General features: G+C 42.0%; 7 protein-coding genes. 5 read left to right on the top strand and 2 right to left on the bottom strand.

What is annotated here, in order from left to right; all coding sequences use genetic code 11:
- Positions 1–120: 120 nt before the first annotated feature.
- The 5 genes from AB5935_RS14390 to AB5935_RS14370 all read left to right on the top strand — a co-directional run bounded on the left by AB5935_RS14390 (position 121) and on the right by AB5935_RS14370 (position 11612).
- Positions 121–1107 (top strand): FecR family protein, encoded by a 987-nt coding sequence (locus AB5935_RS14390; protein WP_007846908.1) that lies wholly within the window; start codon positions 121–123, stop codon positions 1105–1107.
- A gap of 145 nt (positions 1108–1252) precedes the next feature.
- Positions 1253–4669: a TonB-dependent receptor gene (locus AB5935_RS14385; RefSeq protein WP_007846909.1), complete on the top strand. Its 3417-nt coding sequence runs from the start codon at positions 1253–1255 to the stop codon at positions 4667–4669.
- A gap of 20 nt (positions 4670–4689) precedes the next feature.
- A complete protein-coding gene (locus AB5935_RS14380) occupies positions 4690–6225 on the top strand; it encodes a RagB/SusD family nutrient uptake outer membrane protein (protein ID WP_038611493.1) in 1536 nt (511 codons plus the stop codon).
- Between the two features lie 31 nt (positions 6226–6256).
- Positions 6257–8326: an MGH1-like glycoside hydrolase domain-containing protein gene (locus AB5935_RS14375; RefSeq protein ID WP_022185901.1), complete on the top strand. Its 2070-nt coding sequence runs from the start codon at positions 6257–6259 to the stop codon at positions 8324–8326.
- Positions 8327–8381: 55 nt separating this feature from the next.
- Positions 8382–11612, top strand: a complete 3231-nt coding sequence (locus tag AB5935_RS14370) for a glycoside hydrolase family 2 TIM barrel-domain containing protein (protein ID WP_008674159.1) — start codon at positions 8382–8384, stop codon at positions 11610–11612.
- 183 nt (positions 11613–11795) lie between these two features.
- Here the strand turns inward: AB5935_RS14370 and AB5935_RS14365 are convergent, their stop codons facing one another.
- Complete coding sequence (locus tag AB5935_RS14365) at positions 11796–13613, bottom strand: RagB/SusD family nutrient uptake outer membrane protein (RefSeq protein WP_007831112.1); 1818 nt, start codon at positions 13611–13613, stop codon at positions 11796–11798.
- Positions 13614–13625: 12 nt separating this feature from the next.
- Positions 13626–16718: a SusC/RagA family TonB-linked outer membrane protein gene (locus AB5935_RS14360; protein WP_007843444.1), complete on the bottom strand. Its 3093-nt coding sequence runs from the start codon at positions 16716–16718 to the stop codon at positions 13626–13628.
- Between the last annotated feature and the right edge of the window lie 55 nt (positions 16719–16773).

Here is a 16773-nt window from a genome sequence, read left to right as displayed (position 1 = left end):
CAGGCTTTTTCTGGAGTCTGTAAAAAATAAAATGCAAAAAAAAGCATTTTTTCTTCTTTTTAACCCCGTAGTTCTTTCTTGGTTAATTGTCTTAATAATGAAAGACAATAAAGAAAGTAAATGAAGGACGATATTTTAATTCGATATATTAATAAGCATTGTACTGCAACCGAAGAAAAAGAGGTTTTAGAGTGGTTGAAGGAGAAAGATAGCCGTCAGCGTTTATTTGAGCTGGAGCAAATCTGGGGTCTGAAAACTGAAATGCGTTTTTCGGATAAAGGACGTATGGATGAAGCTTATCGGCAACTGAGCGGACAGCTTGGCTTGAGTAAGCAGGCAGAGAAAAGAGAGAAACCGGTACAGAGATTCACCATCGGGGAATGGTGGAAGTATGCGGCTGTGTTGGTTACTGTTTGTCTTTTTGCAACAAACTTGTTCTATATCACGAAAGAGGAACCGGAAGCATACAATACGGTAGTGGTTCCGAAAGGCCAACGGGTTTCTTTATTGCTGAGTGATGGGACAACAGTTTGGCTGAACGCTGAGAGCCGTTTTTCTTATCCGGCTAAGTTTTCGGAAAAATATAGAACGGTCACATTGGAAGGAGAGGGCTATTTTGAGGTGGCGCATAATCCAAAATGTCCGTTTACGGTGAAATTGCCGATGTTGAATATCAGGGTGTTGGGTACAAAATTTAATGCAAAAGCCTACTTGGATGAACCGAGTTGGATTACTTTGAAAGAAGGTTCGGTAGAAGTGTCAACCTTAGATGACAGAAGTAAGGAAAGGATGTCACCCAATGACCAGGTATATTACACCGTTAGTGACGGCTTGGTGTTAATAAGGAGTTCGGCGCAGGCAAATGTGGATAGTTGGACTACTGGTGACCTGAGATTCGACAACAAGACCTTGAAAGAAATGGCAAAGGTTATAGAACGTCGGTATGATGTGAAAATCAGGATTATGGATAGTTCGCTGGTTGAAGAATATTTCACTTGCCATTTTAGGAAAGACTTGACCATAGCCCAGGCGATGGAATTGCTGAAAGAAACCAGACGGGTGGATTATAGAATTGAAAAGAAAACGGTATACCTATATAAAAAATAACAGTATGTGAAACTTTGAAAAACAACGGATGCCTATGAAGTAAAACCCTTGCAAAAAAATGAAGGGTCGAAGACGCACCACCATCTTTCGACCCGGATTAATGAGTAACCTTATAATTTATTACAAACTAATCAATTACAAATGTATGGATAATATTATGAAATGCACACCATTGGGTGAGCAAAAATCACTATGGCTACGAAAAACATTGTTAATTATGAAATTCTTTGTTCTTTTTCTATTATTGGGAACTATCCCGTGTTGGGCAGGTGTCGCTTATTCACAGAATGTGAAGATGTCTTTGGATATGGAAAATACTACGGTGCATGATGTGATTAATGCTATTGAGAAAAAAGGGGAATTCTATTTTACCTATAATCTGAATCAAATCAATGTCAATAGAAAAGTATCCATTAAAGTAGAAAATAAAACGATAAACCAGATTTTAGATCAGTTGTTTTCGAAATCAGGTATCGATTATAAAATAGAAAATCGTCATATTGTATTATATAAGCAGGCGGCTTCCGAAGTAGAAGCTGTGAAACAACAGAAATCTATAAATGGTATTGTAGCCGATGAGCAGGGTGAACCTATCATTGGTGCCAGTGTATTGGAAAAAGGTACTACAAACGGTACGATTACTGATTTGGATGGTCGTTTTACTTTATCTATCGGCAAGGGAACTGAATTGATTGTTTCTTATGTAGGTTATACCACAAAGACTGTGAAAATAGGTAATCAGTCTACTATAAAAATCGTATTAATAGAAGATACCAAGACTTTGGATGAGGTGGTTGTAATTGGTTATGGTACACAGAAAAAGTCTGATGTTTCAGGTTCGGTAACATCAGTATCGGGTGATAAATTGTCTAAGATTCCTACTGCAAATGCAGAGATGGCATTGCAAGGTATGGCTCCAGGTTTGTCGGTAAACTTTGGCAGCGGTGCTGCTGGTTCTTCTGCCACTTTGCAGGTGCGCGGTGTGACTTCTTGGAAAGATGATGATGGCGAGAACAGCGAAAGTAACGGTCCACTGGTGATTATCGATGGTGTCCCGGGTAATATGTCTTATCTTAATCCTGAAGATATTAAATCGATTTCCGTATTGAAAGATGCTGCTACTGCCGCTATCTATGGCTCACGTTCGGCAGCTGGTGTTATTTTGATTGAAACACATCGTGGTACGATGAATTCAGCTCCGAAGATTACTTTTTCCGGTTATTGGGGATTGAGTGCCGTGCCGAAGCGTCTGGAAGTTTGTAATTCAGCTGAGTTTATTAAAGTACGTAAGATGGCATTAATAAATGCAGGTACGGACGAGAGCCGCTGGCCTAAATATATCAGCGAGTACGAGAGAGACCCGAGCCAGTTTGCTGATACTGATTGGCAGAAAGAGTATTACCAACGTGGTTTTACACAAAAATATAACATCGGTTACACGGCAGGTAGTGCTAATTCCAATGTGTCTCTTTCTGCTTTCTATAGTAAGACGGACGGTGTGACTATTGCTACCGGAGATGAAAAGTTCGGTTTCCGTTTGAACTCTGATGTTACCCGTGGTAAGTTTAAAATGGGTGAATCGGTAAGTTATAGTCGTTGGTCGGCCGATTTGGAATCCAATTCGGGTTTCTCCTCCATTTATCAGGTGACGAATATGGAGCCGTTAGCGTTCCTTTATGATGAGAACAATGATGGCGGTTATGGTGGTGCCATCTCTGGTATGGGCATGTCTGACGCCGGTAATCAGGTTGCTTTCAATAAATTGATTGATAATACAAGCTCTAACGATTATATCGCAGCTTCCGGTTATTTGCAGTACGAGCCGATTAAAGGGCTTATCGTGAAATTCAATGCTAGCCGCAATATGTACTTTGGCAAATCTCGTCTTTTCAAACCTACCTACGAGATTGGAGCGGCCAAACGGAATACGATGGCTAGTTTGTCTGAATCACGTTCGCAGACTACCAACGATTTGTTGGAATTGACAGCTAATTATGACAAGACCATTGCTGAAAAACACAATCTTTCTCTTTTATTGGGACTTTCTCAGGAAGAAAATAAGTATGAAGATCTTAGTGCTTCCGGTTCTGATTTTGAGAATAATAGTATGAGCTTGATGGGACATGCTAAAAGTAACTATTCTGTAGGTGGTACTAAGACTCGCAGTGCTCTCCGCTCTCTCTTTGGCCGTGTGAACTACAACTATATGATGCGCTATATGATTATGGCTTCTTTCCGTTATGATGGCTCTTCACGCTTTGCGAAAGGCAACAAGTGGGGTTTCTTCCCTTCTGTATCATTGGGTTGGAACATTGCTAATGAACCATTTTGGGAAAATTTGAAAGAAACTGTTTCCATGTTCAAATTTCGTTTAAGTTACGGTGCTTTAGGTAATCAGAACATAGGTCTTTATCGATATATTCCTACTTTGAGCTATAATAATCATGCATTGAACTATCCTTTTGATGGTCGTGAAACTTCTATGGGATATGCTATCACTGCTTTTCCATCCAGCGATATCAAGTGGGAAACGACGGTGTATAAGAATATCGGTGTAGACATTAGTTTATGGAACAATAAACTGGAGCTTTCTGCGGAGGCTTATATTAAGAACACCAGTGATATGCTGTCTAGCCGTAACATCAGTTTGGCTACCGGTTATAATTCTTCTATCTTGGTGAACGATGGTAAGTTGCGCACAACCGGTTTTGAAATGCAAGCTATTTATCATGGCAAAGCCGGAGGTTTGAAGTACGATTTGGATTTGAATTTATCTCACTATAAGAGTGTGTTGAAATCTATGGCCAATCCTGATTATCTCTATGAGTATGGTGCTCTGCGTACTTATGTAGGTGGTGAAATAGGTGAATTCTGGGTATATCAAACTGCCGGAATTTTCCAAAATCAAGCGGAAGTGGACGAATGGAACACAGCTCATGGCTATAAGGACCAAAACGGCAACTGGCAGCCTTTGCAACCTGTGGCTAAACCGGGTGATATCCGTTTCATAGATCAGAATGGAGATGGTATGCTTGATACAAACGACCGCGTGAAAGTGGGTAGTGGTACACCGAAGGTGTCATTGGGATTCAACATTAACTTGGCTTATAAAGACTTTGACTTGGTAGCCAATTTCTACGGTGACTTTGGTGCTAAGCGTTATAACTATACTAAATATCAGTTGGAGCGTATGGACCATGTGTTCAACTATGGTAAGAATGCCTTGAATGCTTGGACACCTGAAAATCCTGATACTGATATTCCACGTGCCGTGTCTGGTGATCCTAATAAGAACTCTCGTACTTCTACTCGTTTTGTAGAGAATGGTGACTATCTGCGTCTGAATAATTTGCAGATAGGTTATAATCTGCCGGTTAAATATTGTAAGAAAATGGGCTTGAGTAACTTGCGTATTTATGTAGGCGCTACCCGTTTGTTCACTATTACCAACTACAAAGGCTATGATCCTTCAACCGGTTCTTCAGTCGGACAGATGGGATACGACTATGCAGCCATTCCTTTGAGTCGTGACTTTATGATGGGTCTTAAATTCGGTTTCTAATTAAATTTAATACGAAGATTATGAAATTCAAAAACATATTATTATATGCAGCTCTTCTGAGCGGAATGTCTTTTTCCTCTTGCACTGATTTCTTGGATGAAGACTCTAATCCCAATGCTTTATCACCTAGTATTTTCTGGAAGAGTGAAGGGGATATTATGAAAGGATTGACTAGTGTATACGGAGCTTTGCAGCCGAATGCATCTTGGGCGATACCGTTTGAACGCTATATAGTAATAGACGGATACAGAAGTGATGAGATTACCCACAGAGATGATGTGACGAGTTGGATGAATATTTCATCATTCAATGTGGAACCCACTAACTCCGTAGTCAAGACGGAGTGGACTAATTTGTATAAAGGTATTAACTATGCCAATCAATGTTTGACCAACATTCCCACTGTACCTGGTGACTCGGAATCACTCAATGCCTTGAAGAAGCAGTCCATAGCCGAAGCTCGTTTTTTGCGTGCTTACTTTTATTATCGTTTGTATGTGAACTTTGGTGAGAGAGTTCCTATTTATAAGGAGGCATTGGTAGGTACGGATGAAGAGTTCTATCCGCCACAGGCCAATCCGGGAGAATTGGTAAGTCTGATTGAGACCGAACTGAAAGAAGTACAGAACGACCTTCCCGAAAGTTATGAGGAAAGTGAAAAAGGACGTGTCACGCGTTATACGGCAGCGGCTCTTTTGGGTAAGTTCTATATGTTTCGCAAAGAATTGAATAAAGCCGAAGTTGAATTCAAGAAGATCATTGATAAAGAAGGAAGTCTTTTTGGCTTGATGGAGAATTGGGCTGATAATTTTGACGGTATGCACAAGAACAATAAAGAGTCTCTTTTTGAGATCCAGTTTACCGGAGACCGTTCAGGCGGACAGTATGAATATAACTTGTTTACTGTTCATTTGGGACCTATGGCTGGACTGGATGCATATGAAGAAGCTTATCCTACGGACTGGATGTGTCAGACGTTATTGGCTGATAAGACTATAGACGGTAAGTCTAGCGACCGTGCACTTCATACGCTTATTTTTGACGATCCCGAGTGTCGTCCCTTTTATTATGAGAATGGAAAATCCTTTAAGGATTACCACAAAGAAGGAGAAATCTTCTGGCACAAATATGTTACTTATACCGAGGGTATGAGTGATTATTGGGACTATAGTTTCTTTAATGTTTCCGTTATCCGTTATGCCGATGTATTGCTGCTTTATGCAGAATGTCTAAATGACAAGGGTGAAACAACAGAGGCCATTAACATAATAAATAAGGTTCGTGCACGTGTCAATGTACCGGCATTGCCGCTTACCATGGGTAAAGCCGAAGTCTTGAAACATCTGCAAGACAAAGAACGTCCTTGCGAGTTGGCATTGGAAGGTTCACGCTGGTATGACTTGGTTCGCTGGGGTATTGTAGAAGAAACGCTGAAAGCTCACAATAAACCATTTGTTGAGAATTATGTAGATACCAAGCACCAGTTGTTTCCTATTCCTCATAGTGAATTTCTGTTGAATCCTGATTGGGAGCAGAATCCGAACTATAGCAAGTAATCTTGTTTGTATAATTTTGGAAGAACCGTTTATGAAACATTTATTTCCTATATATGGAATGTGTAGCATTCTTTGGCTGGGGGCATGTACCCCGGTCGCTACACAGCCAGAAAAGTCCCTGTTTACGACACAGGAAGATTTTCCCAATTTGTTGAATGTGAAAAATGTACCGGAACAATCTGTAGATGGGGATCTCAATTTGTTCTCTGATCTGGGTGCATGGAGTGGCTATGCGTTGCCAGTAAATCAAAGCAGGGCATTTGCGGGTGCCTTCATCGGCCCTATGACGATGCATGGAAGAGGATGGATTGCCCAAACGTTGGCACAGCCTACGTTGGTGGTCAATGGTGAAAAGTACGACTTGGTTCGCAATATGCAGACTGCCAAGTATCTACCCGGAAAGTTGATACAACATTTTAAAGATGCGCAGTTGGAATTCACTACTGAGTTGTGTTTTGCTACTTCACGCACTGCTTTTGTACGTTCTGTTATTACGAATCTTAGTGACACACCTTTGAATGTGTCGCTGACTTGGAGTGGCGGTGTTTTCGAAGAGAATACTATTGCCTCTAAGGTGGATAAGGGCGTCCGGTTCCATTGTCCGTTCTACGGTCGCCGTTGGGGAACCAATCGCCAGATTATCACATTGCGTAACGAACCGCCGGTAGACGAAGTGACGGCTACCGTGCTTTTCCATACAGCCGATGAAGTGATGACTGTGGGGAACGACAGTTTGCGAGTTGTTGAGAAGAGTGACTATTTGCTGCAATCCGGCAAAAGTTATACTTCGGAATACAGCCAGACACTGACCTTGAAAGGCGAAGAGGCAGATAAGGAGTATGTTGCAATAAAGTCCATACCTTTTGATCAATGTTTTGCCGACAATGCGCAGCGTTGGAATCAGGGGCTTCAACGGGTACTATCTGCCGACAGTCCTTATATGAAAGAAAACGCTTACAGGAACATTGCTGTGAAAGCATTGATGACGTTAAACTCCAATTGGCGTACTCCGGCTGGTGATATCTTCCATGGTTGTAGTTTCCCTTCTTATATAGGATTCATCGGTGGATGTTGGTCGTGGGATGCTTGGCAAATTGCATCGGGTAATGTGTACTACAATCCTGAGGGGGCCAAGAGTGAAATGCTTTCTTTGTTCGATTATCAAGCAGAGAATGGTATGGTTCCTGATTTTATCGGTTATAATAAGGTACGTAACAATTGGCGCGACTCCAAACCTCCTATAGCATCATGGGGAGCCATGAATGTCTATAAGGTTACAGGAGACAAAGCGTTTTTGGACGAAATATTTGATAAATTGTATAGGTTCCATCAATGGTGGTATGCTGAGCGTGACCACGATCACAATGGCATTTGCGAATATGGTTCTACTGATGGTACACTGATTGCGGCGGCTTGGGAGAGCGGCATGGATAACGGTGTGCGTTTTGATGACACCCGGATGCTAAAGAATGAGATGGAGAAAGCTTGGTCGATGGATCAGGAGAATATTTGTTTGAATTCCTTCCTTTATGTAGATAAACTGACACTTTCGGAAATGGCTTCTATCTTGGGAAAGCAAGAGCTTTCTGAACAGTTGGCTAAGGAGGCTGAGGTAATCAAGCTGTATGTACAGACTAAAATGTATGACAGCGAGAGTGGTTTCTTTTATGATATTCGTTTGAATGACCGTACACCTGTCAAGGTGATGGGGGCTGAGGGGTGGTTGCCTTTGTGGGCAGGTATTGCTACCCCGGAACAAGCCGAGAGTGTGAAGAACATCATGATGGATGAAAAACATTTCAACTCTTACCTGCCGCTAGGTACTCTTGATGTAAGTCATCCTGCATTGCGTCCTACTTTCGGTTATTGGCGTGGTCCGGTTTGGTTTAACCAGGTATATTTTGGTATAACCGGATTGAAGCGCTACGGATATGTGGAGGAAGCCGACTTGCTGACTCGCAAGTTCATGGCACATGCTCAAGGACTGATGACCGACGGACCGATTCATGAAAACTACAATCCACTGACAGGTGAAGTGTTGAATGCACCCAACTTTGGTTGGTCTTCTGCTTTGATTTTGCGATTGTTGTTGGATCAATGATAGTGGAAGTAAAAATCAGTATGCGGATACTCCGAATTTATTAAAAGATATATTTATGATGAAAATTCGTTCTATATTGACAGGGATTGCCATATCTTTGTCGTTGGCAGGTATGGCACAATCCCAATATGACGGCGCTCCGGTAAACAGGAGCGCTAACGAAACGAGCACAGACAATGTAGAAGTGCGTAGAAACAAATACCCCCGTTCGGATAATGATTGGGAGAATTTTGATGTGCTTCATATCAATCGTCTGCCTTCGGCGGCTAATTTTATGGGATACCCCACTAAAGAATTGGCATTGCAGGGTGATAAATCACAATCTCCTTACTTCCAATCCTTGAACGGAACATGGAAATTTCATTTTGTACCCCGTTCGGATGAACGACCGATGGACTTCTTCCAAAAAGGATATGATGTTTCAGGTTGGGATGATATTAAAGTTCCTTCCAATTGGGAGCTTCAAGGGTTCGGCTATCCTTTTTATGTAGGCAGTGGGTATGGTATAAAGAAGAATCCACCATTGATTGCAGTGGAAAACAGCCCGGTTGGCTCTTATAGACGTACTTTTACTATTCCTGCCCATTGGAATAAACGTCAGATTATTCTTTATTTCGGAGGAGTGGCTTCTGCTTTTTATGTGTGGGTGAATGGTGAAAAAGTAGGTTACTCTCAGGATTCCAAAACACCTTCGGAGTTTGATATTACGCCGTATGTAAAACAAGGGGAGAATGAAATAGCCGTACAGGTTTTCAAGTTCAGTGACGGATACTATCTGGAAGATCAGGATTACTGGCGTTTTGCCGGCATACAGCGTGATGTTTATGTGTATGCCCGATCCGCAACTCATGTGCGTGACTATGAAGTGGTTACCGATCTTGACGGGGAATACAAGAATGCTGACTTTCATCTTTTTGTAGAGTTGGGCAAAGCAGGAGAAGGTAAAATAAAAGGGGCTGAAGTGGAAGTAAGCCTGTTGGAGAAATCGGGTAAAAGTATCTACAATGAGCGTAAGCGTTGGAATGCTGCCGATCGGGAACTTCATTTTAAAAAGGAAGTGAGAGAACCTTTGTTATGGAGTGCGGAGAAACCAAATCTGTATAGATTGCTGATTACTTTGCGTGTAAATGGCAAACCGGAACAATATATTTCCCAATACGTCGGTTTCCGTAAATCCGAAATCAAACATGCTCAATTGCTGATAAATGGCAAGCCGGTCTATATAAAAGGAGTAAACCGACACGAACACGATCCTTATAACGGTCATGTGGTAGATGAGGCATCCATGCTGCGTGATATTCAATTGATGAAAGAGAATAATATCAACAGTGTACGAACCTCTCATTATCCCAACGATCCCCGCTGGTATGAATTATGTGATATTTATGGTATGTATGTGGTTGATGAGGCCAATATCGAGAGCCATGGCATGGGATATAAGCCCGATCAATGCCTAGCTAACCAGCCCGAATGGGAGAAAGCTTTCATAGACCGCACGGAACGTATGTTCGAGCGTGACAAAAACCATCCTTGTGTCATTATCTGGTCATTGGGTAATGAAACCGGTGAGGGATGTAACTTCGCGGCTACCTATAAATGGGTACATGCCAATGACCGTTCACAGCGTCCCGTGCATTCGGAAGACGGAATAAAGGGACCTTATACCGATATTTTCTGTCCAATGTATAAAAAGATAGATGTATTGATCAATCATTCTCTCTATCTTCCGTCCAAACCGCTGATTCTATGTGAATATGCCCATGCTATGGGCAACAGTGAAGGAAATCTTCAGGATTATTGGGATGTGATAGAGAAATATCCCTCTTTACAGGGCGGACATATCTGGGACTGGGTAGATCAGGGCTTGTATGCAAAGACGCCGGATGGAAAATTCTATTGGGCATACGGAGGTGACCTGGCTCCGAAAGGTACTCCAAGTTCTGCCAATTTCTGTATGAACGGTCTGATTGCCGCCGACCGTACCTTGAAGCCGCATATCCATGAAGTGAAAAAAGTATATCAAAATATAGCATTCTCTTTATTGGATTATCATGAGGGATGGGTAGAGTTACGTAACAAGTACTTCTTTACGGATTTAAGTGATTTCAATTTTACTTGGAAGCTGGAGGGGAATGGTGAACTTTTGGCTACCGGAACTATTGATAATGTATCCCTGGCTCCTCGGCAGACGGGTAAGTTTAAGACTTCTTTTCCAGCCATACAGGTAAAACCCGGTGTGGAGTATTTCTTGAATTTCTATGCCAGTTTGAAAAATGAGGATGGTCTGCTGAAAGCCGGAACAAAACTGGCTGATGCCCAGGTGAGTCTTCCATTTTATCAGCCGTTTGTTGCTGAGGTTCAGTCTTCACCGGTGATAGCAGATGATGCGGCTTCGTTGTTGACACTTACAGCCGGTAATCTGAGCGTAGGTTTTGATAAGGAAACCGGTGCTTTGATTTCTTATAAAGAGGGAAGTACGGAACTGATAAAAGAAGCTTTACGTCCTAATTTCTGGCGTCCTGTGACGGATAATGATATGGGAAATGGCATGAATAAAACCTTGCGTCCGTGGCGTGATGCGGGGCGTCAGGCAAAACTGTTGTCCATGAAACAAAAGGCGTTGGGTAAAGAAGTTTATGAGGTTGTTTCTCATTATAAGTTGCCTGTAGGAGAGTCTGATTTTATCGTTACCTATCATTTTTCGGGAAAAGGGTATTTGGATGTGAACTGTACTTTCATTCCGGGTAACGATACATTGCCTTTATTGCCTCGGATGGGGGTTAGTATTACACTGAACAGGCAGTTTAGTCAGATGGAATGGCTGGGACGTGGTCCTCATGAGAATTATATAGACCGGAATACTTCTTCTTATGTAGGTCTGTACAAGGGAAGTGTGGCCGATCAGTATTTCCCGTATGACCGTCCGCAGGAAAACGGTAATAAGACTGAAGTCCGTTGGATGAGCCTGACAGATACCGCCGGACAGGGATTGATGGTTGTCGGACAGCCTTATGTCAGCACCAGTGCTTATCTGTTCCCTACAGAAGATTTAGATGAGCCAGGTCTTCGTAAATCGCAGCGTCATTTATCTGATATCCAGTTCAAGGATATGGTGACATGGAACATTGACCTGAAACAGATGGGAGTGGGTGGTGACACCAGTTGGGGGGCTTATCCTCATCAGCCTTATTTGATTCCGGCTGAACGTATGTCGTTCTCCTTCCGTTTCTGTCCTGCAAAACAGAATGGGGTATCGGGAAACCGGCAATATTTGAATTTTAAGTAATATAGGTTCGTTCAAAAAGAAAGCTGATAATTATTGTTTGCTTATTTGCGGTAGTCCTTTTGTGAATAATTTAAGGTCAGAAGGGGGATGGTTCAGTAAGTGAAGTATCCCTCTTAAAAAAGCAGCTTGGATAGTGAATTTTATCCAAGCTGTCTTTTTATTAATGATATTTGCCATTACCGGTTAATATCCCGGATTCTGATATTCATTAGCATTATCAATCAGCAATAATTCGGCTGTGGGAATGGGGCGTAAATAGTGAATGTTCTTATCGAATTTTGTGATTTGCGGGTTAGCTTTTGTGATACGGCTCTCGAAAGCACGGAATCTTTTCAAGGTCATCCAACGGTTCCATTCACCTATCATTTCACGCGCATATTCATCCAACAAGAAATCTTGGGTAACTTCCGAAGCTGTGATATCCATACTATGGTCATGTCCTTTACAGGCACGGTTCCGAAGTATGTTCAGTCTTTCGGCAGCACTTTGGTTGTTGCCTAATCTCCAGTCAATTTCGGCTGATAGCAAGTAGGTTTCTCCTAAACGATAAACAATACAGTCTGCTGAGGAATAAGGTTTGGAGGCATTTGAACCGGCATATAGGCTAGGACAATCTGCTTTCTTCAGACTTGGGAAAAACTTCAGAGGACTTTTTGTATTGGCATAGTTGTCTTCCAAGTTGAAAATGGCATAGCGGCAAGCGTCTCTTTCGGCTTGTGTATAGGTCTTACGAGATAAATAGACAGCCGTATCTCCTAAAGTGATATCATAGGCAGAATTACCGACTCTGCTGGTGGATAGACCGTATCTTTGTGCATCGGCTTCGTTCCATGTATATCCGTTCTTGGTACTGTTCGTAGCGTTATTCACATAATAAGTGTCTTTGAAGAAAGCTTTATAGCGACCGTCTTTCTCTCCATATAGATCAAGCATATACTTGCTTGGTTCCATATAGCAGTTACCTTTAGCCAGTTTGGGAACTTCGTATCCGTTGATATTTGTGGCGTAACTGGGTGTCATGCCCGAAAGATAGATACCTGAGGTATTGTTATTGTATGCTTCGGAGTGTTTCCATACACGGTTGAAATAGTTTCCACGAGGATTATAAGCCGTAATGGTAGAGTGGCAGACAATAAACAGTGCTTCTTCATTATTTTTGTTATTGTTCTCATCAAATACAGCTTCTACGTTATCATAGAGCTTGACCCCCAGTGAGCCTGCATTTTGAATCAGATAATCTGCCGCTGTCTTCGCTTTTTCCAGATAGGCTTTACTTTCGCTTTCCGTCAAGGCAGTAGTATTGCCTAAACCATCTGTGTAGGTCGAGAAGGTGAGGCAGGCTTTGGCATATAAATGATAAGCGGCTGCACGTGTCACGTGCCCTTTTACTTCCTGTGTGATAGGAAGATTTTTCATGGCGAATTCCAGATCTTCCAGAATTACTTTATAAAAATCATTAACCGAACTGCAAGGAAGAACGGAAATAGGACTGTTCATAGGCTCCAATGGCAGGTATTTACCTCCCCATTGCTCTACAATATTATATAAGGCATGGGCACGGATAAACCTTGCTTCGCTGACCAACTCGTTGATTCTTGTTTCGCTTAGACCTTCCACTTTGTCGGCATAATGGACAGCTGCATTACATGCACTCAATATACCATAGAAACCCGCATATCCTTCATTCAACATACCGTTGGAAGCACCGTAATCTTCATAACGGAGTAGTTTGCTCCAGTTACCGTTGGTACCATCGGGATTCGTATCTTGCCAAATGTCTGTTCCACCTTCTGCAACCATTAGATAGGTGTCTTCTGCCTGACCATAAACTATGCGGACCAGGTCAAAGTAACAGTCGTTCACTTTCTTTTCATAGCCTGCCGGGGTAGACCATTCTTGTTCTGTAGAGATGCCGGAGGGATTAAATTCATCCAGGCTACAGCCGTAGACAGACAACATCATGATTACGGCTGATATAGAGAGTAATTTATGTTTTTTCATCAGTATAAGTTTTTAGAATGAGATATTAACGCCAAATACGTATTGTTTAGACAACGGTGCGTCGTCATCATTTCCTCCCTTTTCGGGATCATAGTTTTGTAAGTAGTCACACTTTGTAAAAATGAACGGATTGTTTGCGGTAAAATATATACGCATTTTGTTAATCTTTACGGCATCCAACCATTTTTTGGGAAATGTATAACCTAGTGAAATAGTTTTTACTTTCAAGTAGGAACCATCAAAATAATTAGCCCATTGTTGATACGGGTCCTGTCCGTTTGTAATACTTGCATCCGGACGGGGATAGCGGGCACTTTGATTTTCAGGAGTCCAGTAGTCACATACAGTAGGTGAAGGCGTCAGACCGTCTGTACGATACCATCCGGTCAGACCGTAAGGGATTGTCCAGTCCCACCGGGCAATCAACAAAATGCTTAGGTCGAAATTCTTATAATTGAAATTATTAAGTAAACTGCCCGACCATTTCGGTGTAGCGCTTCCTAGAACATAATAGTCATCCGCATTCAGTTTGTAATCGGGAGTACCATTTTCTGCGATATGGACTTGTCCGGGTTTCTGACTGTACTTGGCTGCTTCTTCTGCTTCGGCTGTACCCCATATTCCGGCATACTTGTATCCGTAATAAGTTTTGATTGCCTCACCGGGAATCAGGTAGTAGTCTCCGAACTGAAGCGGGCCTTCGCTGGTTGTTTTTATCACTTCTTCCTTGTTGGTTGAGAATGCCAGTGTGGTGCTCCATTGGAATTTAGGTCCGACAAAGTTACGGCTGGTAATGCTTAATTCCACACCTGTATTACGTGTTTCGCCTACATTAGACCATATTTTGAAAGGAGAGGAGCCATAACCTCCCGTTGCATAGGGCAGGTTTTTCTCGAATAAAATATCTTTAGTATCTGTCCGGTACCAGTCGAACGCCACGTTCAGTCTGTCACTGAATAATCCCAAGTCGAATCCCAGATCTGTCATATAAGATTTTTCCCATCCCAGACTCTTGTTGGCGATAGATTGGGAATAACCGCTATAAGGGACTCCTACATCTTGAAATCCGATAATGCCTGTGCGGCTGTAATCTAATGTGGCGTATTCTGAAGCACCGGCATTACCGGTGACACCGTAACTGGCGCGTAATTTCAGATTGGAAACAGCTTTTACATTCTGCATGAAGGGTTCATCACTAATGCGCCAGGCAATAGCTCCTGCGGGGAACATATCCCACTTGTTTCCATCTGCCAAGATGGATGAACCGTCCCAGCGGCTGCTTAATGTCAATAGGTAACGTCCTTTATAGCTATAGTTAATGCGGGCGACATAGGACATTTTTTGGCTACCTACATAAGAAGAAGAAACTGTGGGTGTACCGGTTGCGGCACCTAAATTATGGTATAGATAAGAATCCGTATCAAATTTGTTGGCAGTGGCGGTCGCTTTTTCTTTTTGGTCTTTTGACCATTCAGTGACTCCGGTTATTGTGAAATCGTGATCCTCTTTTATTTTGAAGTTATAAGTCAGAATATTCTGCCATTTATAATTATAAGTGAAGGTGTTTGGGATAGTGGCCTGAACTAGTCCGCTTTCTAGTCCCTGATATGATTTTGTGCCGGTATACTTACTTTCTTTCACATTCCGGAAATATCCGCCTAACAGACTTTTGAATGAAAGTCCTTTTAGTGGAGTCAATTCTACATAAATCTGTGGGGCTACGCTCAATGTCTTCACATTATTTACATATTGGTCTTCTCCCATATCCGCCAAAGGATTCATGTTGCCGTCTCCCAACGGGTAGTCTACCAGATTGCCGTCTTCATCATAAGGAGTACCCAATGGTGGCATACAGAGAATACGGTTCCATATACGGCTGTAACGCTTGTCATTTTCAGAATACATGGCATATAGGTTTAGTCCGTATTTTACCATTTCATTGGCTTTAAAATCTATTTTGGCACGTGCCGAGTAGCGTTCCAGTTCGTCTCCTTTCAATAATCCTTCCAAATTGTAATATCCTAAAGAAAAATAAGAGGTGACCCGGTCATTAGAATAAGATGTGCTTAGATTGTAGCTATTGGTGATACCGGTTTGTGAAGCTAAATCAAACCAGTCCACCCATTGATTGTTGTCTATATATTTTTGCATATAGCTGGGAAAAAGATTCCCGTCATCGGCCGGGCTGTTCCAGGCACCTACCGTTCTTTGTGCTTCTCTGCGGAAGTTAATGTAATCCTCTCCACGATTTACTTCGGGGAAGCTGGAGATGACATTCCAACCATAGTAGGCATCCAGATCGATGGAGAATTTATCTTTTTTAGGAGTTTTGGTGGTGATGATGATAACTCCATTTGCTCCGGCAGCACCATAAACAGCTGTAGAGGAGGCATCTTTCAGTACTTCAATAGAAGCGATATCATTCGGATTCAATTCATCGTAAGAGCCTTCCATGCCGTCAATGATGAATAACGGGCTATTGTCACCATTGATGGAGCGTGTGCCACGTAGGGTCATGTTCACTCCGGAACCGGCTTCTCCACTACTGCGAGTGATATCCAAACCTGCCACCTGTCCTTGAATAGCCTCTAGTACATTGCTGGTTGGCATTCGGACAATATCCTCACTTTTTACGGAAGCAACAGCTCCAGTCAAATCTCTCTTTTTTACAGTGCCGTATCCTACCACTACCACTTCATCCAATGTTTGAGTATCAGGCTGCATTTTGATATTCAATTGTGTGTTTTTGCCAATGGTTATTTCTTGGGTTTTATATCCTATATAAGATATTTCAAGACTGTTTTTTCCTGCGGGTACATCCAATGTATAATTTCCGTCAAAGTCAGTGATGGTTCCTATAGTATTTGCGCCTTTTACAGTGACGGATACTCCAATTAAAGGTTCATTGTTCTCATCAATAATTTGACCTTTGATAGTACGTCCTTGCAGGATCGATTGAACCGATTCATTGTTCACTATGTTACTTGACTTTGCATGCGAATAGGCAACCGGTATGCATAGGACCATTGATAATCCTAAAATAAGGGGACTACGCATAAGGCTGCTTTCCCTGTTTTGTTTTGGATTTTTCTTCATGTTTTTCATTTTTGCTTCTTTATTAACTCACTATTTGTTTTTAAAGGTTGATGTTATATCAAAT

This window comes from Phocaeicola sp. RTP21198st1_B8_RTP21198_201120, from assembly GCF_040929485.1.
GTDB classification, from domain to species: Bacteria; Bacteroidota; Bacteroidia; order Bacteroidales; family Bacteroidaceae; genus Phocaeicola; species Phocaeicola dorei.
Note: the sequence above shows the minus strand (reverse complement) of the source record. Positions and strands in the feature narration are given on the sequence as shown.